The following is a 24183-nucleotide window of genomic DNA, read 5'->3' as shown; positions in this document are numbered from 1 at the left end:
AATGGATTTTACGCAAAAAAACAAAGACGCCGGGAAAATGGTTAATTATGACCGTTTATTGAAAAATCATACGGAATTGCTCGAAAGACCAAATTTCCCTGAGGAATATTCTAATGGAATATTTGAAAGATACACTAATCCGGTCGTGACTGCAAGACACACTCCGCTAGCCTGGAGATATGATTTTAATCCGGAAACGAATCCTTTCGGTCTTGAAAGAATTGGTATCAATGCCACATTCAACCCGGGAGCTATGAAGTGGCAGGGAAAATATATTCTTGCCGTTAGAGTTGAGGGTAACGATAGAAAATCATTTTTCGCGATGGCGGAAAGTCCAAATGGCGTAGATAACTTTAAATTCTGGGAGAAACCAGTGGTTATGCCACAATACGGTGAGCCGGATACCAACGTCTATGACATGCGACTCACCCAACATGAAGATGGGTGGGTCTATGGTATTTTTTGTACAGAAAGAAAAGATAAAAAGAATGGAGATACTACCGCAGCTGTTGCCAATGCCGGAATAGCAAGGACAAAAGATCTTATAAACTGGGAGAGACTGCCAGATCTTGTTTCAAATTCCGGTCAACAGCGAAACGTGGTGATGCATCCCGAATTTGTAAATGGGAAGTATGCTCTTTATACCAGGCCTCAGGACGGCTTTATTGAAGTGGGAAGCGGTGGCGGAATTGGCCTTGGATTTATTAAGGATATCACCAATCCTGTGTTGGAAGATGAAAAGATCATCAATCAAAAGGTGTATCACACTATTTATGAAATGAAAAACGGTCTTGGCCCGGCTCCTATCAAAACGGAAGAAGGCTGGCTACATCTTGCTCATGGGGTACGGAATACCGCAGGAGGATTACGATATACATTGTATCTATTTATGACCGATTTGGACGATATTTCTAAAGTTACCTATCAGCCTGCGGGTTATTTTATGGCTCCAAATTATGAAGAAACAGTGGGAGATGTTCCGAATGTACTCTTCGGGAATGGATGGATAAAAGATGACGACGGCAAGATTTTTATTTATTACGCCTCTTCAGATACCAGGTCACATGTGGCAGTGTCTTCATTAGAGAGACTTCTGGATTATGTTAAAAATACGAAGCAGGATGAATTTACCTCTGCTGCTTCGGTTAAAAACATTCTGTGTCAAATAGAGGAAAATAAAAAGTTTAAAAATGACTGATCTCTCTTCCGATATAAAAACTGAGCTAAATGAAGAACTGAAAAATATCATTCAGTACTGGAAAGCAAATAGTGTGGATGAAAAACATGGCGGTTTTTTAGGAAAACGAGACCATTTTAATAAAGAAGTTCCTTACGCAAACAAAGGAGCTATTCTAAACACCAGATTGCTTTGGACTTTTTCAGCCATAGAAAATTTTCAAACGGATGATTCTTGTCGGAAACTTGCTGAAAGAGCCTATGATTATTTAAAAAAGTATTTCTATGATGAGGAGTACAAAGGTATTTTCTGGGAATTAGATTATAAAGGAAATCCGGTTAACAGGAGAAAACAAATCTATGCTCAGGCCTTTGCAATTTATGCTTTAACAGAATACTATAAATTAACCAATGATAGGGACGCTTTAAACTGGGCTAACCACTTATTCGTATTAATAGAAACAACAGCCCGTGATCGGGAAAATAATGGATATCTGGAAGCTTTTCAACAGGATTGGTCACCCATAGAAGACATGCGACTGAGTGAAAAAGATGATAATTCAGCGAAAACAATGAATACCCATCTTCATATTCTGGAAGCCTATACAAATCTTTTTATTGTTACTGAAGATACTTCCGTAAAAGGAGCATTAATAAACCTAATAGAGTTATTCCTCGAAAAATTCCTGGATACCGAAAACAAGCATTTTCAATTGTTCTTTAATACTAACTGGCAACGAGCGAACAACAACGTTTCTTACGGCCATGATATTGAGGCAGTTTGGCTAATTATTGAAGCCTGCAAAGCTGTTGGAAGTAAAAAATTCCTTGAGAAAGCCGAAATAGTGGCGATTGAAGTAGCTGAGGTTTTTCTTAAAGAGGCCTATGTTCAAAATGCAGGAGTGATCAATGAAAAAGATCTGGATACTGGAAAGGTAGATGAAGACAGGCACTGGTGGCCTCAGGTAGAGGCGATGGTAGGCCTGGATTATGCCTTTAAAATATCTGGTGAAAAGAAATTTCTACTCGCCAAAGAAGATATCTGGGAATACACTAAACAGCATATTAGAGATCATGCCCACGGAGAATGGTATTTCCGGGTAGATAAGAATAATAATCCCTACGAAACTGAAGATAAATTAAGCATGTGGAAAGCTCCTTACCACAATTCAAGAGCCTGTATGATGCTGCTAAAAAACTAAAACAATGAAAAAACATCTATTCCTATTCGTTTTCGTATCGGGTATTTTTCTTTCCGGTTGTTCCAAGGATGAAATTATAGAAGAACCTGTACCAACGCCACCAGAAACCGGCGAGAATCCAGAGGAAATTCCTGAAGAAACTCCAGATGAAGCATTATCAATAAATTTTTTTCCATCAGAAACTCCTGCTTTTATGGTGGATGCTGGTGCTACTGCTGAAACCGTTGCTCTTTTTTATAACCTAAAAGCAATTTCCTATTCCAAATTTATTGTTGGGCAACAGGATGCATTTTCTTCATTTTATAATAATAATGACGGTTTTTCTGATATGAAAAAACTAACTGGTAGCGATCCTGGAATGCTTGGCTCAGATTTTATGTTTATTACAGACGATCAAAATAACGGCGAAGCCAATAACTGGTTCTACCAACAGGAACAGCTTATCAAGGAAAAGACGATAGAAGCCTATGATAAAGGTATGGTGAATATATTCTGCTGGCATTTAAGGGAACCTTATGAGGGTGATGATTTTTACACTTCGGAAATGACAGCTTTCCAAAAGGAAAATGCCTTTAAAAGTATCCTTCCGGGAGGAGCAAATCATGATTACTATAAACAAAAGCTTCAGAAAGTAGCAGAATTCGCAAAGGGCCTTAAAGGCACAGATGGAAGTGTGATCCCCATAATATTCAGACCATTTCATGAATTTGACAAAGACTTTTTCTGGTGGGGAGCTCCCTATAGTACGCCACAGGAATTTATTTCCCTATGGAGGTTTACCGTGGAATATTTAAGAGATGATCTTGGGGTTAATAATATTCTTTATGCTTTTTCTCCGGATAACAGCTATTCTACCACCACATCCTATCTTCAAAGATATCCAGGTGATGAATATGTAGATATTGTGGGCATGGATAATTACGGAGATCTTGCCAATCAACAAGGTGCCAATCTTGCAGCTGCTAACCAGAAACTGAAGGTCGTTTCAGATCTGGCAGAAGAAAGGGTTAAAATACCTGGTTTTACTGAAACTGGATATTTTGTAAGTTCCGGAACTACTCTGGCCTCTAATTTTTATTCTAATAATCTTTATCAGGTTTTAACCGATAATGAGATCAATATTGGTTTTATGATGTTCTGGCAAAATTCTGCCGATTCCTATACCGTTCCAGCTCCGGGAACAGATGGCGCCGCTGATTTTATGGATTTTGTGGAAAAGGATAAAACCTGGCTATTAGATGATATGCCAAATATTTATGACCTCCCTGAAGATAATAACGCCTAGAATGAAAATATTCAAGATCTTTTTTTTCATCTTTTCCCTGGTACTAATTTCCTGTGGAGGAATACAGGAAGTCACTGTTAAAGATGGAAAATTCTTAAAAGGTAACAAGCCTTATTATTTTGTAGGAGCTAATTACTGGTATGGCCCACTCATCGCTGCTAGCAATATTGGCGATAGAGAACGACTCATTAAAGAGCTGGACCTGATGGATAGCCTCGGAATTGACAATCTCAGGATCCTTGTAGGAGCTGAAGGCGGCAACGAAGACTTCCAGGTGAAACCAGCTTTACAGCCGGAACAGGGTAAATATAATCAGGATCTTTTGAACGGTTTGGATTTTCTTCTTGCGGAAATGGCTAAAAGAGAAATGTACGCCGTCCTGTACTTAAATAATAACTGGATATGGTCTGGTGGGATGTCAGCCTACCTTAATTGGAATGGATATGGTGAAGTCGCTAATCCTTTTCTTGAAAAATATAGCTGGCCAGATTATTTTGAATATACCCAGCAGTTCCATACCTGTAAGTCCTGCAGGGAAGCTTTTAAAGATCATATACGCTTTATTGTTGGAAGAACCAATGCTTATAATGGCAAGAAATATACTGAAGACAATACCATCATGTCCTGGCAGGTGGCGAATGAACCTCGCATATTTACTGAAGAAGACCGGGAACCTTTTAAAGACTGGTTAAATGAAGTGGTAAGCATTTTAGAAGAACTGGATCCTGATACATTGATTTCGACCGGTGCTGAAGGGAAAGCAAGTTACCTTCAGGAAATTGAAACTTATAAAATTCTACATGAAAATCCTGATATAGATTATTTAACCATGCATATGTGGCCCAAAAACTGGCAATGGTATTCTCCGGAAAATGAAGTAGAAACACTTCAAACATCTATCGGAAATGCAAAAGAGTATATTCAGGAGCATATTAAGGTAGCTGAAGATCTCAACAAACCCATCGTGATATCTGAATTTGGATTTCCAAGAGCCAAAGAGAGTTTATCGCCTGAAGCTTCTGTGAAGAATCGCAATGATTTTTATGAGGCGCTTTTCTTGGAACTAAAGCAGAGTTTTGAAAACAAAGGAGTGCTAGCCGGAGTGAATTTTTGGGGCTTTGGTGGTTTTGCAAAAACAAATCCTATCACCGGGAAATGGGAGAAAGGTGACGATTTTAGTGCAGACCCTCCTCAGGAACCTCAGGGGCTGAATACTGTTTTTTCCTCAGATAAATCTACGCTGCAAATAATCAAAAAATATAATAAAATTGTTAATCCAGAAGCGGTAGAATAGATGACAAAAAGTAGAAATAATTCTTTGGTTTTCTTTTTTTCTTTGGAAAAGCCAAGGCTCTTTGTTTTGCTTATATTCTTAATGTTTTCACAGTTTTATTTTTACTCTCAGGAAATGCCTTTTTTGAAGGTTAGTAATGACCAGCATTTCCTGGAAACTGAATCTGGCGAACCTTTCTTCTGGATGGGTGATACTGCATGGGAGTTAGTACATCGCCTGGATAAGGAAGAAGTTTTAATCTACTTAAAGGATCGCCGGGAGAAAGGTTTTTCTGTTATTCAAACGGTGATTTTAGCTGAGCAGGACGGGTTGAATGTTCCTAATGCTTATGGGGAGAAACCACTTTTGAAAAATGATCCTGGCCATCTGAATGAGAAATACTTTGAACACCTGGATTTTGTTCTAAACGAAGCTGAAAAAAGCGGACTTTATGTAGGTCTATTACCAGCGTGGGGCGACAAATTTAATAAAAAATGGGGAGTTGCTCCCGAAATCCTTACTCCGGAAAATGCCGAAGTCTATGGAGAATTACTGGGGAAAAGATATAAGCGCTACCCAAATATTATCTGGATCTTGGGAGGTGACAGGATTCCAGAAACTACAGAACATTATAAAATAATACAAAGCCTGGCTCGAGGTATAAAGAAGACAGATAATAATCACTTATTAAGTTACCATCCTTCGGGCGCGGAAATAGCTTCAGATTATTTTGAGGAGGACTGGTTGGATATTGATATGTTTCAAAGCGAGCATTCCAGCCTTGCAAAAGAATATAAATACGTTCTAAAAGCGACAAACAAACAACATGTTCGTCCCGTGGTGAATGGAGAAGCCCGTTATGAGGATATACCCGATCGTTTTTGGAAAGATGACAATTTCGGTCGCTTAAACGAGGCCGATGTAAGAATTTCAGCTTATTGGAGCATGCTTGCTGGTGCTGCTGGTTATACTTATGGCAGTAACGATGTTTGGCAAATGTACTCCAATGAAAGAACTGCTATAATTGATGCGCAGATAGGTTGGAAAAAAGCCCTGCAACTTCCAGGAGCGGAACAAATGAAATTTATGAAGGAGTTTTTTACATCTCTGGAATGGCAGAAAATGAGCTATGCTCCCGGACTAATTTTAAGTGAGAATCCAGAAGACACAGCTTATATCATTGCCGCAAAAGCATCGGAATTTGCTCTTTTTTACACCCCTGAAGGAAGATCGTTCAAAGCTAATTTGCAACAAGTGAATTTTCAAAAAATTAAAGCTTATTGGTTCAATCCGCGCACAGGTGTTTTGGAAAAAATCCAGAAATCAAAGATTCTCAAAAGTGATATTTTTGAACCACCCTCTTCAGGGAAGGGCAGAGACTGTCTGCTTGCATTACTTCCAAAAGCAAAAACTTTTAATTTGAATAAAATTCCGTAAAATGAGAAAAAAACTACTGTTATTTCTGCTGTTAAGTTCAGGGATTCTTCTAAGCAGTTTTTCTATTAAAAAAGATCTTAAGATGATAAATAATGATTCTACTAAAGACAGTACCGATGTTAAAGTAGATTCTCTTTTAACTATTATGACCCTGGAAGAAAAAGTGGGTCAGATGAATCAATATAACGGGTTTTGGGATGTAACCGGCCCTTCTCCAGAAGGTGGAAATGCCGAAAAGAAATATGACGACCTTCGAAAAGGAAGAGTTGGGTCCATGCTTACGGTAAGAGGTACAGATCAGGTAAGAGCAGTGCAAAAAATAGTGGTTGAAGAAAGCCGTTTGGGAATTCCGTTGATTATAGGATTTGATGTGATTCACGGCTATAAAACCTTAAGTCCAATTCCTCTAGCCGAAGCCGCAAGTTGGGATTTGGAAGCTATTAAAAAATCAGCATCGGTAGCAGCGGCTGAAGCGGCTGCATCGGGTATCAACTGGACTTTTGCACCTATGGTTGATATTTCACGAGATCCGCGCTGGGGTCGTGTGATGGAAGGTGCCGGGGAAGATCCTTTCCTGGGAAGTGCCATAGCCAGAGCCAGGGTTCGTGGTTTTCAGGGAGACGACCTTTCCGCAGTAAATACAATCGCTGCGACGGCTAAACATTTTGCTGCTTATGGTTTTGCCGAGGCTGGCCGGGAATATAATAAAGCCGACATAGGAACGGTAACCCTTCATAATATCGTATTACCTCCTTTTAAAGCTGCTGAAGAAGCAGGTGTCAAAACTTTTATGAATGGTTTTAATGAATTGAACGGAATTCCGGTCACCGGAAACGAGTTTCTTTTAGGGGATATTCTTAAAGAGAAATGGAACTTTGAGGGATTCGTGATTTCAGATTGGGCTTCTATTGGAGAAATGGTTACTCACGGTTATGCAAAAGATATGGCCCATGCGGCTGAAATTGCTGTAAAAGCAGGGGTTGATATGGACATGGAATCTTCTTCTTATGTAGATGAACTCGTGGAATTAGTAAAAGCTGGCCACGTAGATGAAGCATTGGTAGATGATGCGGTTCGAAGAATCCTTCGGGTGAAATTTGAATTAGGCCTGTTTGATGATCCCTATAAATACTGTGATCCTGAAAGGGAGGAAACTGTCATTGGCAGCAAGGAAAATCAGGAGGCTGTTCTGGATATTGCTAAAAAATCTATCGTTCTTTTAAAGAATGAAAACAATCTATTGCCCTTAAAAAAGACTGGTCAGAGAATAGCGGTAATTGGTCCGTTGGCAGATGATAATAATAGTGTATTGGGAAGCTGGCGTATCGCTTCTGAAGATAATAGCGGAATTTCGATACTGGAAGGTTTAAAGCAATACTCGGGAAATGAACTCTTATTTGAAAAAGGAGCAGAACTGCTTACCAAGAAGCCTACGTTTATCAATGAACTGGAATTTAATACCACCGATAAAAGCGGATTTGAAAAGGCAATTACTGTCGCTAAAAATTCAGATGTGGTAATCCTTGTATTGGGAGAACACGGTTTCCAGAGCGGAGAAGGTCGTAGTCGTACAGCTCTCGATTTACCAGGCATTCAGCAGGAACTGATGGAGAAAATTTATGAAGCCAACAAAAACGTAATATTGGTTCTCAATAATGGAAGACCTTTAGTGCTCAACTGGGCCTCAGAGAATATCCCCGCAATCGTGGAAGCCTGGCATTTGGGAACTCAAACAGGAAATGCGGTCGCTCAGGTGCTGTATGGAGATTACAATCCTAGTGGAAAATTACCTATGACCTTCCCCAGAAGTGTGGGGCAAATACCTATCTATTACAATCATAAGAATACCGGAAGACCAGTAGATCCTCAACCCGGTGATAATATGGTGTTCTGGTCGCATTATATCGATGAAGAAAGTTCTCCACTCTACCCGTTTGGCTTCGGATTGAGCTATACATCTTTCAATTATTCAAATCTCAAAGTAGAGAATAGCTTTGCTGTAAATGAAGAAGTAAAAGTGAGTGTAGAACTCAGTAATACCGGTGATTATGACGGTAAAGAGGTGGTGCAATTATACATTAGGGATCTTTTTGCAAAAGTAGTAAGACCGGTTAGAGAGCTCAAAGGTTTCCAATTGGTAGAGTTGAAAAAAGGTGAATCTAAAACTGTAAACTTCAGTCTTACTGAAAAAGAACTGGGGTATTATGACCAAAATGGTGATTTTATCGTCGAGCCTGGAGATTTTGAAATCTTTGTGGGTACAAACTCAAATGCGAGTCTTAAAACAACTTTTAGCCTTCAGCAATAATTATTCAATTTCTATAGTAAAACTGGAAGAGGGTAATCCTGCATCGTTGGAAATATTAGGAATACCGGTATTTGTCCAGGAATAGCGAACGAAAACCGGGTCTTTCAGTTTTCCTTTTTTAAGGACGATCTGCTCATCTTTAATTCGGAAATCTACGGGGTGAAATTCCTTATCTTCTCCGGCAATTTCAAACTGACTGGCTTTATTATGCTTATCAATTTGTAAACCTTCTGAATGGTTGAAGCTTAGGATAATGTTGTTTTTTTGAATCACAGCCTTTTCAATTATGGGAGCATAGGCTTTCACCTCTTTTTTGAATTTATCGGCCAGCACAAGATTAGCAAATCGAATACCAACTTCCTTCTTATTTTTAGGATGAATGTCATCGATATTTCCAATATCACCTGTCATCACCATTCCCGTATGAGGCAGTTTTAAAGCCTTTCGTTGCGCATCTCTTATCTTGACTCCGGAAAATTCGGTTTCGTAATTAAATGGTGCTATTTGGGCAAAATAGAAAGGCAATTCGTCCTGGAATTGAGCTCTCCAACTTTTTATAAGCGCGCTAAAAACTTCTTCATAATAATCGGCATTTGCTGTATTCGATTCCCCCTGATACCATAAAATGCCTGAAAATTTAAATTGTTTGAAAGGATTTACCATTGCGTTATAAATCAAACCCGGCTTGCTTGGTCCCCATTCCGTTTCCGGAAGAAGATCTGCAGCTTTGTTTAAAGTGCTGTCATTTTTGATCGTACTAATCGGCATCCAGGGCTCGGCAGGGGTGCCTCCCCAGGTTGCATTTACCAAACCTACCGGAACGTCCAGTTCTTTACTCAGTTTCTGGGCAAAAAAGTAGGCCACAGCACTAAAATTTTTCATCGTTTCCGGAGAACTTTCGCTCCACTCACCTCTTAGATCATTTTGAGGATACTGTGCCGTGCGATGATTCACGGTAAAAAACCTAATATTACTGTTTTCCGAATTTTTTATAGCCTCTTCTCCACCTTCAATACCAGCACCCGCAGTCCATTCCATATTAGATTGTCCGGAAATTAACCAGACTTCGCCCAGCAAAACATTTTTCAGTATCACTTCGGTGTAACCCTTGATGCTTATGGTCTGGCTTCCCCGCTCTTTGTTTGTTGGAATTAAAGCCTGCCAATTACCATTACTATCTGGCTTTACCTTGAAATTTTCTTGACTCCAGCTTACACTAATTTGAATTTCCTCTCCCGGTTTGGCCCAGCCCCAAATTTTTACTTCGGCATTACGTTGAAGCACCATATTATCACCAAATATTGCAGGTAAACTTACATTTGAGTAGATAAATCCCGGGATTAATATTACTGCAAAAAGAAGATTAGAAAATTTAGGTTTCATATAATAATTTAAATTATTCGTTTTTCAGAACCTTCTCCAGAAAGGGAGTTAGCTGATCGGCCATTTTCTTATGATCCTCAATATCAGGATGACCGCCACAACCGTTCGGTTTCATTTGTTCGAATTCAAAGACAAAAACCGGTTTATCGGTAAAATGATCTCTCACTTTCTGAAGACTTTCCAGCAAAATACCCTGTTCATTTTCACCAATCATTGGGCTGGTAAGCAGCGTAACTTTTGTCTCAGGAAAATACTGAAATATCTTTTCTACAAAGCCAATATAATTTTCTACGAATTTATCCTGGCTAAAGTCGCTTCTTTCCTTTTCCCCATCACCTAACGAGAGATCATTAGTCCCCAGTGCTATAGAAACCAGATCTGGTTTTCTATCTAGACTTACTGTTTTGGAGGAATCGACATTTAGCCTGAGATTATCATAAACATCTGGCATAACTGGCTGGTCTTCATCATTCCAGTTTCGGTACATTCCCATCCCTGAAACACAGCTTAGCCGAAAATCGGCTTCTAAAGTTCTTGCTGCTCTTGGGCCATATGCCAGGTAAGCGTTATGCTGATCGTACCATTCTGCGGTATCACATGGAATTTCTTCTCTTTGAGCACCCATTCCGCACGTGATGCTATTACCAATAAATTCAATTAAGGGTTTTTCTTCCGCTTTCGCTTCCAATAAATTTTCCGCCAGGATTTTATTGAAGATAATATCGCCTGTGGTGGCCTCAGTAGCTTTATAAATTTTTATGTTTGAGGTATCAGATGATGTTAATTTGAGTCCAATGGGATTTTCATCAACGAGAAACCTGCCTTTATAGTCTTCATTTACCTCAATCGCGACGTAGGAGTGATCCTGATTTCCATTAGAAATAAAAAAGGTGCAGCTGTCTCCTACAACTTTCATTTTGGCATACGAACCGGAACTTATGAGAGCGACCGCAGAGTCGTTTAGCTGATCGGTTCTGCCTTTATATAAAATAGAAGAATTCCCGGCTAAAAAATATTCAGAAACTTTCTTTTCAGTCTTACAACTTAGTGTTAGAGTCGTTAAAATAATTAAGGCAAAATAACTGAACTTCATAAATTGATTGTTTAGACTAAGGTAATTATCTCCTGCCTTAATTTGTACACTTATTTTTTCAAAGACTTATCATATTATAACAACCTAAACGTTAAGTTTTGTTTTAATTAAATTAAACGAGAGCAAAAAGATTTAATATTAGATGATTATTTTTAATCCAGATTTATTGAATCGGTGAGTTAAAAATTCGCAGATCGTCAACAATCAAGAGATTAGCATTGGGAAAGCCTATAAAGACTAGGCTACAAAGCTAGGGTGTATAGCCCTGGTGAGGCTACAATTTCTTCATATAAACTCGGGTCCATTGTTTTCAATTGATTCTAATATTTCACATCAGAATTATATTTGCAAAATATATATTTTAGAAGATGATGCTATTTGCTAATTTTATATACAGCTAACTAACTGGTGTCTAACGTCATCTATCTGATTAATCTGCACTTAATCGAAATTATTGCAAAGTGTTAAATTGTTTATAAGTCAGTTTAGTCCAGTAAATATCAATCATTCGAAGTTTTATGCCTGTTAATATCCTCCTGATTTAAATCGACAATTGTCTTCTAGTCAGTCTATTAGATCAGTAAATTAAGCTATCCAAATAACCCTACCTGGACAGAACGTATTATTAACCAGTAGTGCCCTATCTGCTACATAGTATTTTAGCTATGAAATCAAGCGTATTTTCGAATCCTCAGGACGAAATAAAAATCGACAAACAGGTTCAGTATTTCTCTGTTCTAACCAAAGTTCTTTTTTCAATCGCAATTAGTCTTCTCGTGTTTCTTATTACTTCAAGTACGTATGCAGATGCTACTTTGATAAAACAGGAACAGATCTTTAAGGAATCAAAGGTAAGGGCGTCGCCTAAGCTCAGTCCGCCAGCTCCTTACTAAAAAAGCTATTTAGTTTTAGAAATCTCAGCTCAAATTTCGGGAGTAAGATTCGTATTTTTAAAAAAAATTATGAAACTTACTCCAAAAGCCCTCATTTTCGATGTAAATGAAACCCTTCTTGATCTGTCTCCGTTAAAGGAAAGCATCAATAAAGCTCTGGGTATTGAATATGCGGCTGATATCTGGTTTGCTGAACTTTTACAGTATTCATTGGTAGAAACGGTAAGTGATTCCTATCACAACTTTAGCCAAATAGCACAGGAGGTATTAAGAATGAACGCCTTAAAATATGATTTAGATCTTTCCGAAGAAGAATTACAGAAAACCTTGAAACCCATCACCAGTCTTAAAGCTTATCCAGATGTGATGCCAGGTTTAGAGGATTTAAAAAGTTCAGGATTTAAATTAATAGCTTACAGCAACGGTAAACCAGATGTACTTCGAAAACAACTGGAATTCGCTGAAATTGATCATTTCTTCGATCATATTGAAAGCGTTGAGAATGTGAAGAAATACAAACCTCATCTTGATAGCTACCAATACATTGTAGATGCTTCCGAAGTAAATAAAAGCGATTGTATGATGGTTGCAGCTCATGGCTGGGATATAGCCGGAGCAGGAAGGGCTGGATTGCAAACAGCTTTCGTGCGCAGGCCTGGGAAATTTCCATTTAAGCTGGCGAAAGATCTTGATCTCGTGGTAGAAACTATAGAACAACTGGCAAAAGAATTATAATAAAAAAGCCACACTGTTAGGTGTGGCCTGAAATTTATAGTATCGAGTACTAGAAGTCAAAGTTTACGGTGAAGTTCAAACGACCTCCTTCGTCTCCTACGTAGTAACCTATATTACCGGTAAAAGCTTTGAATGCGTTGATGAAAATCGATCCACCCACATTAGAATGCCATTCATTACTATCATCTTCATCTACCCAAACTCTACCGTAATCGTATCCAATGCTGGCTCCCATACGAATTGGGATAAAATTAGTTCTGAATTGAGCGATCCCACTTCGAATATCAATATTCTGATAGAATGCATATTTACCATTAAAACGTTCATTACGATAACCTCTTAGCGTATTTCTATTTCCACCGCCAAGTGTCGCCGCATGATAGAATTCGTACTCATCTCCCAGGATCGCTTCACCACCTATTTTTGTCGCAATAGCCGCGAAACCACTTTCGTGTAATGGATAATTCAAAGATAGCATAGGTCTCACATAAGCGAATTTGTTATCAAACTCATCAATATTGCTCTTATAACCCGCGGTTAGATCCACTTCAATTCCTCTTGATGGAAATGCTGCTCTATCCTTATTATAATAGTTGTAATTCACCTCTGCACCAGCATAAAGTTGTTCTTCGAAAACATCATTATCCTGATCAAAAGTTTCTGCTACAATTCTATTTGCATCGTAAGAAACCTGCTTGGATTCGATCATAGGTTTAATACTGAAGAATACATTGTTGTTCTTTCTATAAATAAGTGAGGGCGCAAGTCTCCATTGTTCAATTTTCACCCGGTTGAAATCTCTGGAAACATCGTCGTCATCATACTCTGTATCGTTTCCTGTTCCAAAATAGTTAATTACGAAATTCGGACTCGAATAATAGGCATCTACTCCTAAATTCCATTTGTAGAATACGTTTGCGAATTCGCCATAGTATCCAACATCAAATCCCTGGGTCGCAAAATAGTAATTTGCAGAGAGATTATGTTGAGATGTAAAAGGATTACGAACCAGACCATAGGTAGTAAAGGTGTTTTTAACTCCTAAACTAAATCCCTGGTCAGAATTAAAGTCGGCACTAGGAAAAAAGGTGAATTGGTTACTTTTTCTCTTCTTAGGATCGTAGTTGTTAATATCATAAGAATCTACAAGCATTTTATTGGCGCCTGAAGTTTTTATCGTGTTATCCTTACTCTTATAATCGTAAAGTTTCGCCTTTCTTGTATTCTGAAAGTCGTAGATATCATTCTCTTCGCCACCTATAACTTTTAGTTTTACCAGAGAAGAACCTTCGCCTACAATCTTAAATTCATCATCGCCATCAAGTCCATAAATCCATACTTCTTTGGTCTCGTCGCTGTTGTAAGTTTTTTGAGCTACTACTTTCCCATCTTCATTGGTGAGCTCTATTTGCGTAACACCGTCAGGTTTACGAGTAATAAGGAAAACATCATCATCTTCAGTTCCAAGGAAAATATCAAATTTCACCAGGTAATCGTAGTATTCGCGTGCGATCTCCATCATATTCCCTCTTCTTACCTCAAGAGTGCTTTTGATGTCCTTTACATATTCATCATCTGCTATATCTGCAGGTAATACATCGAAAGCTTCCTGAATAACTTCATCTGTAAGTGTATTCTGAAGATATTCAGCCTGCTCCTTCCAGGTATTCCAGTTATTATCTCTAATTACGGCTTTATCTAGTGGATATCCAGCATGATTAAACCATTTTGGTCTTTTCACAGTTTCTGTAAAAGGTTCCATCGCTCTAATTTGAGGGAAACCTACTCGAAGTAAGGACAGTATAAAACCGTCTGTTTTCGAAAATACCTGGTCACGGTCCTTTGCGATAGGCACATATTTTTTCTTACCTTCTTCGTCCTCGAATTCTGCCCATTCGTATTGTCCTTCATGTCTGTCCCAGTCACCCAGGAACATATCGAGAAGCCTTGCTCTAATGTACATTTCTTCATCTACATAAGCCTCCTTTGATTCCTGCATTTCCAGAAGTAGATCTGATGAGTTCATAATATCTTCAGCTCCATCAAAAATTGGTAGATCTTTATTTTCTCCTCCAATATGTGCTTCGAACATATATAGTTCGTCACCATATTCCTCATTATAAACTCCAAGTGCTTCCTGCTTCGGAACATAGTAAAGTTCAGAATTCGGGTGGAAAATATTTAATTCGTCCATGAATTTTCCTGCCGGGAAAGTACCGTAAGGAAATGCTGTAGTGTAAAAATCCTGTACATAACGCTCAGCTACCGTGTTTTCTAAATAATCTTCTACATAGTGATTTGTGATCACGGTAGTTTGTAAAAACTGAAGTGCGCTTTTCTTCAAAGCTCTCATGGTGTATTCGTGACCATCGTCATCTATAAAACCAAGCGATCTTGATTGATGTCCACCTCCAGCACCCAGTACTTTCATATTCCCTGGAATAGTGTCTAAATAAAGAACAGGGAATTCGAACTTTTTGCTGTAAAGAGATCTATAATGTTCTCCCCAAAGTGCTTTGTAAAGTCCATCTTTATCGGTTTCCTCTGCAGTATAAACAGAGGTGGTAGTAGTTTTACCTAATTTGGTGTCTGGCCATTCTACTTCGTCTAAAGTTGGCCGTTCTCTAGCTATTTCGTAGCTATAGATCTGCTTTTCACCTTCTGGTGAAACCGAGAAATATTCTACGTTTGAAGATCCATTCTTATAGATATTGACCCTGGCATAACCAAGTTCATAACTCACGAAGTCACCTTCTTCTTGATCTGGTCTTGCCTTCGCAATTTCTTTAGTGACACCAGTAATAATTTGTTCAATCCCATCATCTTGTACAAACTGAAGATTTTTATCTTTTCCAGATAAGAAAATCACATCATTATATTGTCTGGCAAGTGCTTCAAGACTACCCATTAATTCTTTTAATTGCGGGTTACGACTTGTTTGTGTGCCATGACCCAACATCTTTTCCATAAAGCCGATTTTGGTTTGTGTCATCACAGGATGATGAACCGCAACAAGAATCGTTTTTCTCTGGCTATCTTCTAATTCATCATTGAATTCATCCAGAAACTGAAGTCTTGTCTTGATCTCACATTTATTGTTGATATAAGGGTGTTTATCCCAGTTTTCAATATACCATTGTGAATCTATCATGATAAGTTGAACGTCGTCACTAAGACTTTCACTCTCTATAGGGCAACCGTCATTGGGCCAGAAATCAGATTCCAGGGTATCCTGTAAAAAAGATTCCAGGTCATCTATATTATCTGGGGCGTCTTCCTGCCACTCATTATATCCAGGAGTGTATATTATTTTTCCGTTGAAATCTTTGATCTCATCCAGTAGATTTTTCTTAAGATCTTCTTCAACTTTAGAACGTCCATTATCTTTATCTGGAAACCCACCTTCTGGAACAATATTACCAACCATTACCAGGCTGTTGGATTCATTCGCCTGGGAAGATTTCACGATTCGATCGAGTATCTGCTTATTATCTTCGTTAGAACGAAGTCCTGTATTGGAAGTGACATAAACCGAATGCACGACTTCTTTAGAATTCGTTTGAGAAAATCCGGTCAGATTCCCCAGAAATGCTAATACTATTCCAAGAAATAAAGTTTTGCTGCCGACTTGTGTTTGTAGGGTTAGTTTAGTAATTATGCTCATTGAAGGTAGGAGTTTGATTGAATTCAATATGGTAGTAGTATTCTGCTAATAACCTTCAAAAAAATTCAATTAATTTAGGATGTCATAACTCTTTATAATACTTTAACAACCACTCCTAAAATTTTTACTAATTAAGGCACATCTGCAATTGTCCAGGCTTCAGTTTAATCTTAATTTCTTTGAGATCCAGCATTCAATAATGTTACTCCTGCTTATTGTTAGCGGACTGGCCTTAGGTAATCTGCCGGCATATGGACAGGAACTCCCACCGGTTACCAATTTCAGCCCTAATGATTATTCCGCAGGAAATCAGAACTGGATGATTTCCCAGGCTGATAATAAGAATCTGTATTTTGCAAATAGTACGGGTCTTCTGGAATATAATGGCGAGCGCTGGAGATTGTTCCCGGTTCCCAATAAATCTATAGTTCGATCTGTAAAGGTCGTTGAAGGCAAAATTTTTACGGGAGCTTATATGGAAGCTGGATACTGGACTCCAACAGATAGCGGAGAGCTGGTTTTTCAGAGTCTGATTTCAAAATTCCCTGGTCTTAGCGATGGCGAACAATTCTGGGACGTCGAATATATAGATGGACAGGTTGTTTTTAGAAGTTTTGCGGGCATTTACCTCTACGATCTCGAACGAAATGAGATTGCGAAAATGGTCAATCCAGGTGGGAAGCCTATTTCCAATATTTTCAATTTTGAAGATGATCTTTATTTTCAGCTTGCAGGTGATGGATTGTATAAATTTGAAAAAGGTCAGCCGAAACAAATAATTACTGGTGAGCAATTAGGAGATATTGCGATTATGCATTTATACGACCTGGCTGATGATGGTCTGTCTTTTATTACCGGGAATTCTGAATTTTATAAAATTCGAGCGGGTAAGCTTGAGCAGTTTAATATACAGCTCAGTGAAAGTATTGGGAAACCAAATGCACTTGACGCACTGGATCTTGATAATGGAAATCTAGTCCTTGGAACGGTAGGAAGTGGTGTGCTTGAAATCGATCGGGATGGTAAGATCATTGGTAGATTTGATCAGAATAATATTCTTCAAAATAATACAACTCTGGATCTGCACCTTGACCAGTCTGGGAATGTATGGGCAGGACTTGATCATGGAATTAGTGTGATTGATCTGGGATCTAGCTTCAGATCCTTTCAGGATAACCGGGGAAAAGTTGGCTCCGTTTACGATTCCTTTGAAAAGAACAATTTGTTATATCTGGGTACAAACCAGGGATTGTATGTAAAACTGGATGGTTCCAAGGAATTTCAGCTGATCCCTGGAACTAATGGACAGGTCTGGTTTCTGAACGAGATCGATGGAAACCTGTTTTGTGGGCATAATAGTGGAACTTTCCTGGTGCAAGGGGCTACTGCAACTAAGATCAGTGAGCGTCTAGGGACCTGGATCGTCAAGAAATATAAAGAGGATATCTATATTCAGGGACATTATAATGGGATCAGTTTTCTACGGAAGCAGGATTCAGGATTTGAAGATCTGCCCATGCTGAATAACTTTCCACATTCCTCCAAAAGTATTGTGGTTGCAAAGGACCTCAGTATCTGGATAGGTAACGAGCATAAGGGAGTTTTTAATCTTCAGCTCAACGATACTCTGAGCGCTGCTTCTAAGACCTCCAACTACAAATTTGACGAGGAATCTGGAATAACTTCCGGAGTATTTCAGTTTAATGATAGTCTATATTATAGTAGCCTGACCAATATCTACAAATTTGATCAGGTTGAAAATCGATTCGATCCAGATAATTCGTTAAATCTTCTAGTAAGCGATGTGGAGAGAGTTTCCGGTAGAATGATCGTCGAGGAAGATGATGTTCTTTGGGGTTTTTCCGAAGAAGGGATTTTTTCCATTGAGCCTGAAGGAATTGGTAAGGATTATCAGCTCGAATATATTTTTATTGATCAGGATTACAGAAATATCGCGGTAGGATATGAGAATATCACTAGATTAAATAATGACAGGTATCTACTTGGAGTTGCTAACGGTTATGTAAGTTTCAATGATTCAGCTGCAGACTTAAATTTTGCCGATTTCGAGATCAGCATAGATAGAATAACTGCAAGCTCCATAGATTCACTTGGAGTTTCTTTAAATTCTTCGGAAGAGATAGAACTTCCATTCCAGAAGAATAACCTGAAATTTGAGTTTAGCGCGCCGGTCTTTAAGAAATACACCAACACTAAATATAGTTACCGTCTCGTTGGTCTATCTTCAAACTGGAGTGCATGGACTGAAGAACATGAGGTATCATACGAGAATCTGAATTTTGGAGATTATATTTTTGAGGTTAAAGCCCGGGTTGGTAATGCCGAAACTGAACCTGTAAGTGTACCATTTAATGTAGAGAGACCGTTTTATTTAAGCACTACCGCCATCATTTTATATGTTCTGAACTTTCTGCTCATCCTGTATGCAGTTCATTTAATGAATAGGAGGCATCATCGCAAATACCTGGCAGAAAATGAACGAGCGCTTAAATTGAAGAACCTGGAAGCCGAAAAAGAGATCATTAAATTAAAAAATGAGAAACTGGAACAGGATATGGCAGGTAAAAACCGGGAACTTGCGGTAACGACCATGAGCCTTATCAAGAAGAATGAGTTTCTAACCAAGATCAAGGATCAACTGAAGGAGTACGAAAAAACCGGAAAGGTGAACTCGGTGATACAAACTATCGATAAGGACATTAGTGAAGAAGACAACTGGAAATTCTTTAAGAAAGCATTCAGCAATGCCGATAAAGATTTCTTTAAAAAGATCAAATCGAAACATCCGGAGCTAACTTCCAACGATTTAAAATTATGTGCTTATTTAAGACTGAATCTTAGCTCTAAAGAAATCGCTCCTCTGCTAAATATTTCGGTGAAAAGCGTGGAAATTAAACGATATCGTTTGCGTAAAAAGATGAATCTTGATCGCGAAACGAATTTAACCGAGTACATTCTCTCTCTATAACCTTTACAACTGTAGAAAATAACTCTACATCACCTCTACATTCTGCTAAATTACTAAAGTTTAACACATTAGGCAATTTGTTTTAATATGGCATCTAATGCCTGTCCTTATTGCGATTTCTATAATTCGAGCCGCTAAAAATTGATAAAACTATAATTGTAGATATTTTGTAAAGGTTGAAAATCCTATCTACGCACTTCATGTTAATATATTGTAAAAGCAAATTTAATTTTAAAACACATGAGGAAATTTACCTGTCTTTTGATTGTATTTCTAAGCGGGTTTTTCGGTGCTTACGCGCAATCGTTTTCGGTTAGCGGAACTATCATCGATGAGAACAAAATGCCTTTACTTGGAGTAAATGTCATCGTAAAAAATGAGTCAAGAGGTACTACTACAGATTTTGACGGAAATTATACGGTACAGAATATCTCCTCTGGAGATGTACTTCAGTTCAGTTATTTAGGTTTTCAAACCCAGGAAATCACAGTAAATGATCAACAAACGATCAATGTAACGCTTCAAACAGATTCAGAAGCATTAAATGAAGTAGTAGTGATTGGGTATGGTACTCAGTCAAGAAAGGAAATAACTGGTGCGGTAAGCGTAGTAGGTTCAGAAACCATAGAGGATTTGAACCCGGCACGAGTGGAACAGGCCTTACAGGGTCGAGTAGCAGGGGTGAACATCACATCTACTTCAGGTTCTCCGGGAAGTGCTTCCACTATTAATATTAGAGGTATAAGTACCAATGGTGATAACCGACCTCTAATTCTTGTGGATGGTAACGTGATCGAAGATCTTAGTGTTATTAACCCTAACGATATAGAAAGCATCAATGTATTGAAAGATGCAACTGCTGGTATATACGGGGTTAGAGCTGCCAACGGGGTAATTCTTATTACTACTAAAACAGGTTCTTACAATGCAGATTTTCAGGTAGCATTTGATGCTTATACAGGTGTTCAGCAAACTACACGAAGATTGCCTGCATTAAATGCTACCGAATATGCAGTGATCGTTAACGAAGCTTACGCAGCAGATGGTCAGAATCCTCCTTATCCAAATTATAGAAACCTTGGAGAAGGAACAGATTATCAGGATGAGGTGTTTACAACAGCACCAATGTCTGATATGAACCTGAATATTTCTGGTGGTGGAGATCGATCAAAGTATTCCTTTGGAGCTTCCTATTTCAACCAGGATGGTATTGTGGGTGGAAGTAAATCCAATTACGATCGTTTTACAGGACGTGTAAACTATAATCTGGAAATTATAGATAACCTGAAACTTAACTTATCAGGGATTTATACCAATAGTAACCGTAAGACTTTAGCTGAAAATGCCCTTGGGTCTGTACTTTTTAATGCGGTGAACATGAATCCAAATATCCCTGTACGTGATGCAGATGGAAATTTCTCTCTTGCTGAAGGGCTCGGAAATGAAGTGATCAATCCGCTAGCTCAGATCAACGATGCTTTCAATGATACACGAGTAGACAAAATTAGTGGTGTTGGTGGACTTGAATATACTATATGGGATAAGTTAACCGCGAAGACTCAATTCCAGTTTAACTATTCTGAAGTTGATGGAAGATATTTCTCTCCAGAGGTTTTCTACGGATCTGGAAAGGTTTTCAACGTAGACCGTAACAATGTTACCGAGAACTTTGAGATCTACAGAGATTATACCTGGGATAACTTTTTAACCTATACTGACAGCTTTGGTGATCATAATCTTAAGTGGTTATTGGGGATGTCTGTTTTTAAAACTACCGGAGATCTTGCTTCTTTAACAGGATTTGAACTTCCATCTAATGAATATGGCTCAGCGAGAGTTTCAAATGCTGCGGAAGTTGTAGATAACTATCAGAATGGTGGAGATACTTTCGATACCCGTTTATTGTCTTACTTCACACGAGTTCAATATGACTATCAGGGAAAATATCTATTTTCTGGTTTGATAAGACGTGATGGCTCAACCGCTTTTGGTCCTGAAAACAAGTTTGGATGGTTCCCTTCTGCTTCTGTAGGTTGGGTAATTTCAGATGAAGATTTTATAAATGACAACGGCGCTTTAAACTTCTTAAAATTAAGAGGTAGTTACGGGATCATTGGAAACGATAGAATTCCTGCTTTTAGATATGCCTCTCTACTAAATGGTGAAGGTGCTTATGTATTTGATGATGAAATTATCTTCGGAAAAGCAAGTGGAGCTCTAGGAAATCCTGAAATTAAATGGGAAAAACAGAAGACACTTGATATTGGACTTGATGCCAGGTTCTTTAATTCCAGTGTTGATGTTACTATTGACTACTTTAAAAAGAAAACCGAAGATCTTCTTGTGATTCCGCAGGTATCAGGAATCTTAGGAGTTGCTGCTCCAGGATCTTCTGCTCCATTTGTAAATGGTGGTGGAGTCGAAAACGAAGGACTTGAATTCTCTATTGGATACAATCAGGTTGTAAACGATAATTTTAAGTTCAATGTAAACTATAACCTTACAGCTCTTAGAAATGAAGTGCTTTACGTAAACAGTGAAAGCGGATTCATTCCCGGAGGAGTTTTTGGAATAGGGCAGGAGCCGCCGTCCAGAATGGAGCCAGGAAAACCAATCGGATATTTCTATGGATTAGAAACCAATGGAATTTTCCAGACACAAGCTGGAGTTGATGCTGCTGCAACGCAGGCAAATGCTGCACCTGGAGATATTCGTTTTGTAGATCAAAATGGTGATGGAGTTATAGATAGTGATGACAGAACAGATATTGGAGATCCAATTCCGGACCTTACCATGGGTGCAAATATTGGGTTCACCTTCAAAAACTGGGATTTCAATGCATATGCTTTCGCTTCCCTCGGAAATGAGATCGTAAGAAACTTTGAAAGAAATCAGCCAAATACGAACAGAACGAATGCATTCTTAGGTAGATGGACAGGACCAGGAACTACAGATAGTTTCCCAAGAGTGACTGTTGGTGCTACCAGTAATAATCAGTTTTCAGATTTCTTCGTAGAAGATGGTTCTTACCTAAGATTACAAAACGTACAGATTGGATACACACTGGATTCAGATCTTATTGCAAATACCGGTGTAGAAAAATTCAGAGTATATGCTTCAGTAAATAATGCATTTACACTTACAGAGTACAGCGGTTATGATCCTTCAGCTTCTAATGGAGCTCCAATTGGTGGTGGTATAGACCAGGGATTCTATCCTGTACCAAGAATTTATATGTTAGGAATTAATATGAAATTTTAATTAAATGAGAACGAAATTATATACAATCAATTGGATACTCGCCTTTGCTTTTCTGGCGCTATCTGGATGTAGTGATGACTTCGTGGATGTAGACAGCCAGGATGAAAATTCTGAGGATTTCTTTAATACACCCGAAGATTATGATCTTGCATTGGTTGGAGCTTATGACCTGCTTCAATCTACTTACCTTAATGTGATGCTGGGCGAGATCGCTTCAGACAATACCCTGGCGGGTGGTGAGAGTGCGAACGATACTCCTGGAATTCAGGAAATAGACAATATGGAGCATACTCCTGTAAATGAGCAGCTAAGAGATATCTGGAGCTGGATGTTCGCAGGTGTGAACCGCGCGAATTATGTATTGGAATTTCAGGATGCTCTGGATTTTGAAGGTAAGACTGAAATCATTGCCCAGGCAAGATTTCTTAGAGCTTATTACTATTTTGAATTGGTAAAATGGTTTGGAGATGTGCCGTTAGCGGTAGATAACAGAATTCAGTTTGGAGAACAATTCGATATTCCTAGAACTCCAAAAGGTGAAGTTTATGCTCAGATCGAACAGGATCTTATGTTCGCTGCGGCAAACCTTCCGGCTGTACAAAGCGTAAAAGGTCGTGTAACTTCAGGAGCAGCTCAGGCTTTGCTTGGAAAAGCCTATTTATTTCAGAATAAATTTGCTGAAGCAGCTACTGCTTTCGAACCTGTAATTAGTGGACCTTATTCCTTAGTGCAGGATTATAACTTCATATTTGAGCCAGAAGGTGAAAATAATGCGGAGTCAATTTTTGAAGTTCAGTATTCAGATGAAGAAGGTGCCGGTTTTGGATGTCTTCAATGTTCAGAAGGAAATGTGGCTGTTGGATTTAATGGTGTAAGAAACATTTCTTATCCTAATCCAGATGATGCTGTATTTGATTCTGGATTTAGTTTCAATGTTCCCGTGCAGGAGGTAGTTGACGAGTTTTCAGAGGATGATATTCGTAAAGATGTAGCTATTCTTGATATCGAGGCACATGCTGCTGCAACTGGAGCAAGCTATGCCATAGGATACGAACATACGGGATATTATAACAGAAAATATATCGCGAGGGCTGGGGATTTGAATACCGGTGACCAAAACCTTACAAATCCAAATAACTACCGCGCAATTCGTTTCGCTGATGTGCTACTAATGGCTTCGGAGGCTAATTTTAAATCTGGAAATGAAGATCGTGCAAGAACTTATTTGAACAGAGTAAGAGATAGAGCAGGACTGGAAGATGTTACATTTTCAGGAAATAATCTGCTAAATCAAATCTATGAAGATCGCAGACTGGAACTTGTAGGAGAAGGACATCGTTTCTTCGACCTGGTAAGAACAGGAAGAGCAGCAGATGAAATCGACGGTTTCGTTACAGGAAAACATGAATTATTCCCTATCCCGGCTATCGAAATTGAGCTTGCAGGAAACAATTGGGAGCAAAATCCAGGATACTAAGAACTAC

Annotated in this window: 14 protein-coding genes; 11 read left to right on the top strand and 3 right to left on the bottom strand. The window is 38.6% G+C overall.

The features are described 5' to 3' along the window. Position 1: 1 nt before the first annotated feature. The 6 genes from ACSHZO_RS05535 to bglX all read left to right on the top strand — a co-directional run bounded on the left by ACSHZO_RS05535 (position 2) and on the right by bglX (position 8681). Positions 2-1198 (top strand): glycoside hydrolase family 130 protein, encoded by a 1197-nt coding sequence (locus tag ACSHZO_RS05535; RefSeq protein ID WP_435066698.1) that lies wholly within the window; start codon positions 2-4, stop codon positions 1196-1198. Then, positions 1191-2378: an AGE family epimerase/isomerase gene (locus ACSHZO_RS05530; protein WP_298245881.1), complete on the top strand. Its 1188-nt coding sequence runs from the start codon at positions 1191-1193 to the stop codon at positions 2376-2378. Before ACSHZO_RS05535 ends, ACSHZO_RS05530 begins: the two co-directional genes overlap by 8 nt. A 4-nt stretch (positions 2379-2382) precedes the next feature. Further along, positions 2383-3663 carry a glycoside hydrolase family 26 protein gene (locus tag ACSHZO_RS05525; protein WP_298245882.1) on the top strand — a complete coding sequence of 427 codons (1281 nt, stop codon included), beginning with the start codon at positions 2383-2385 and terminating at the stop codon, positions 3661-3663. A 1-nt stretch (position 3664) separates the two neighbouring features. Further along, complete coding sequence (locus ACSHZO_RS05520) at positions 3665-4957, top strand: glycoside hydrolase 5 family protein (RefSeq protein WP_298245883.1); 1293 nt, start codon at positions 3665-3667, stop codon at positions 4955-4957. Positions 4958-5080: 123 nt separating this feature from the next. After that, complete coding sequence (locus ACSHZO_RS05515; RefSeq protein WP_298331746.1) at positions 5081-6373, top strand: glycoside hydrolase family 140 protein; 1293 nt, start codon at positions 5081-5083, stop codon at positions 6371-6373. Between the two features lies 1 nt (position 6374). After that, complete coding sequence (gene bglX / locus ACSHZO_RS05510; RefSeq protein ID WP_298245885.1) at positions 6375-8681, top strand: beta-glucosidase BglX; 2307 nt, start codon at positions 6375-6377, stop codon at positions 8679-8681. Here bglX and ACSHZO_RS05505 read toward each other — a convergent pair whose 3' ends face one another. Beyond that, complete coding sequence (locus ACSHZO_RS05505) at positions 8682-10064, bottom strand: sialate O-acetylesterase (RefSeq protein WP_298245886.1); 1383 nt, start codon at positions 10062-10064, stop codon at positions 8682-8684. It abuts the gene before it with no gap. Between the two features lie 13 nt (positions 10065-10077). After that, positions 10078-11157: an SGNH/GDSL hydrolase family protein gene (locus tag ACSHZO_RS05500; RefSeq protein WP_298245887.1), complete on the bottom strand. Its 1080-nt coding sequence runs from the start codon at positions 11155-11157 to the stop codon at positions 10078-10080. 665 nt (positions 11158-11822) lie between these two features. Here ACSHZO_RS05500 and ACSHZO_RS05495 point away from each other — a divergent pair. Further along, positions 11823-12050, top strand: coding sequence for a hypothetical protein (locus tag ACSHZO_RS05495; RefSeq protein WP_298245888.1), 228 nt, complete (start codon positions 11823-11825; stop codon positions 12048-12050). A gap of 69 nt (positions 12051-12119) precedes the next feature. Continuing rightward, positions 12120-12785 carry a haloacid dehalogenase type II gene (locus ACSHZO_RS05490; protein ID WP_298245889.1) on the top strand — a complete coding sequence of 222 codons (666 nt, stop codon included), beginning with the start codon at positions 12120-12122 and terminating at the stop codon, positions 12783-12785. Between the two features lie 49 nt (positions 12786-12834). Here the strand turns inward: ACSHZO_RS05490 and ACSHZO_RS05485 are convergent, their stop codons facing one another. Beyond that, positions 12835-16449, bottom strand: coding sequence for a metallophosphatase (locus ACSHZO_RS05485; RefSeq protein WP_298245890.1), 3615 nt, complete (start codon positions 16447-16449; stop codon positions 12835-12837). Between the two features lie 199 nt (positions 16450-16648). Between ACSHZO_RS05485 and ACSHZO_RS05480 the strand changes: the two genes are divergently transcribed. The 3 genes from ACSHZO_RS05480 to ACSHZO_RS05470 all read left to right on the top strand — a co-directional run bounded on the left by ACSHZO_RS05480 (position 16649) and on the right by ACSHZO_RS05470 (position 24176). Continuing rightward, entirely contained in the window at positions 16649-19438 is a 2790-nt protein-coding gene (locus ACSHZO_RS05480; protein WP_298245891.1) for a helix-turn-helix and ligand-binding sensor domain-containing protein, read from the top strand. A gap of 240 nt (positions 19439-19678) precedes the next feature. Beyond that, on the top strand, positions 19679-22699 hold the full coding sequence (locus ACSHZO_RS05475) for a SusC/RagA family TonB-linked outer membrane protein (RefSeq protein WP_298245892.1): 3021 nt from the start codon (positions 19679-19681) through the stop codon (positions 22697-22699). 4 nt (positions 22700-22703) lie between these two features. After that, positions 22704-24176 (top strand): RagB/SusD family nutrient uptake outer membrane protein, encoded by a 1473-nt coding sequence (locus tag ACSHZO_RS05470; protein WP_298245893.1) that lies wholly within the window; start codon positions 22704-22706, stop codon positions 24174-24176. The last annotated feature ends 7 nt before the right edge of the window (positions 24177-24183 follow it).

The sequence above is a fragment of the Christiangramia sp. 3-2217-3z genome, from assembly GCF_051195275.1.
GTDB lineage: Bacteria > Bacteroidota > Bacteroidia > Flavobacteriales > Flavobacteriaceae > Christiangramia > Christiangramia marina.
Note: the sequence above shows the minus strand (reverse complement) of the source record. Positions and strands in the feature narration are given on the sequence as shown.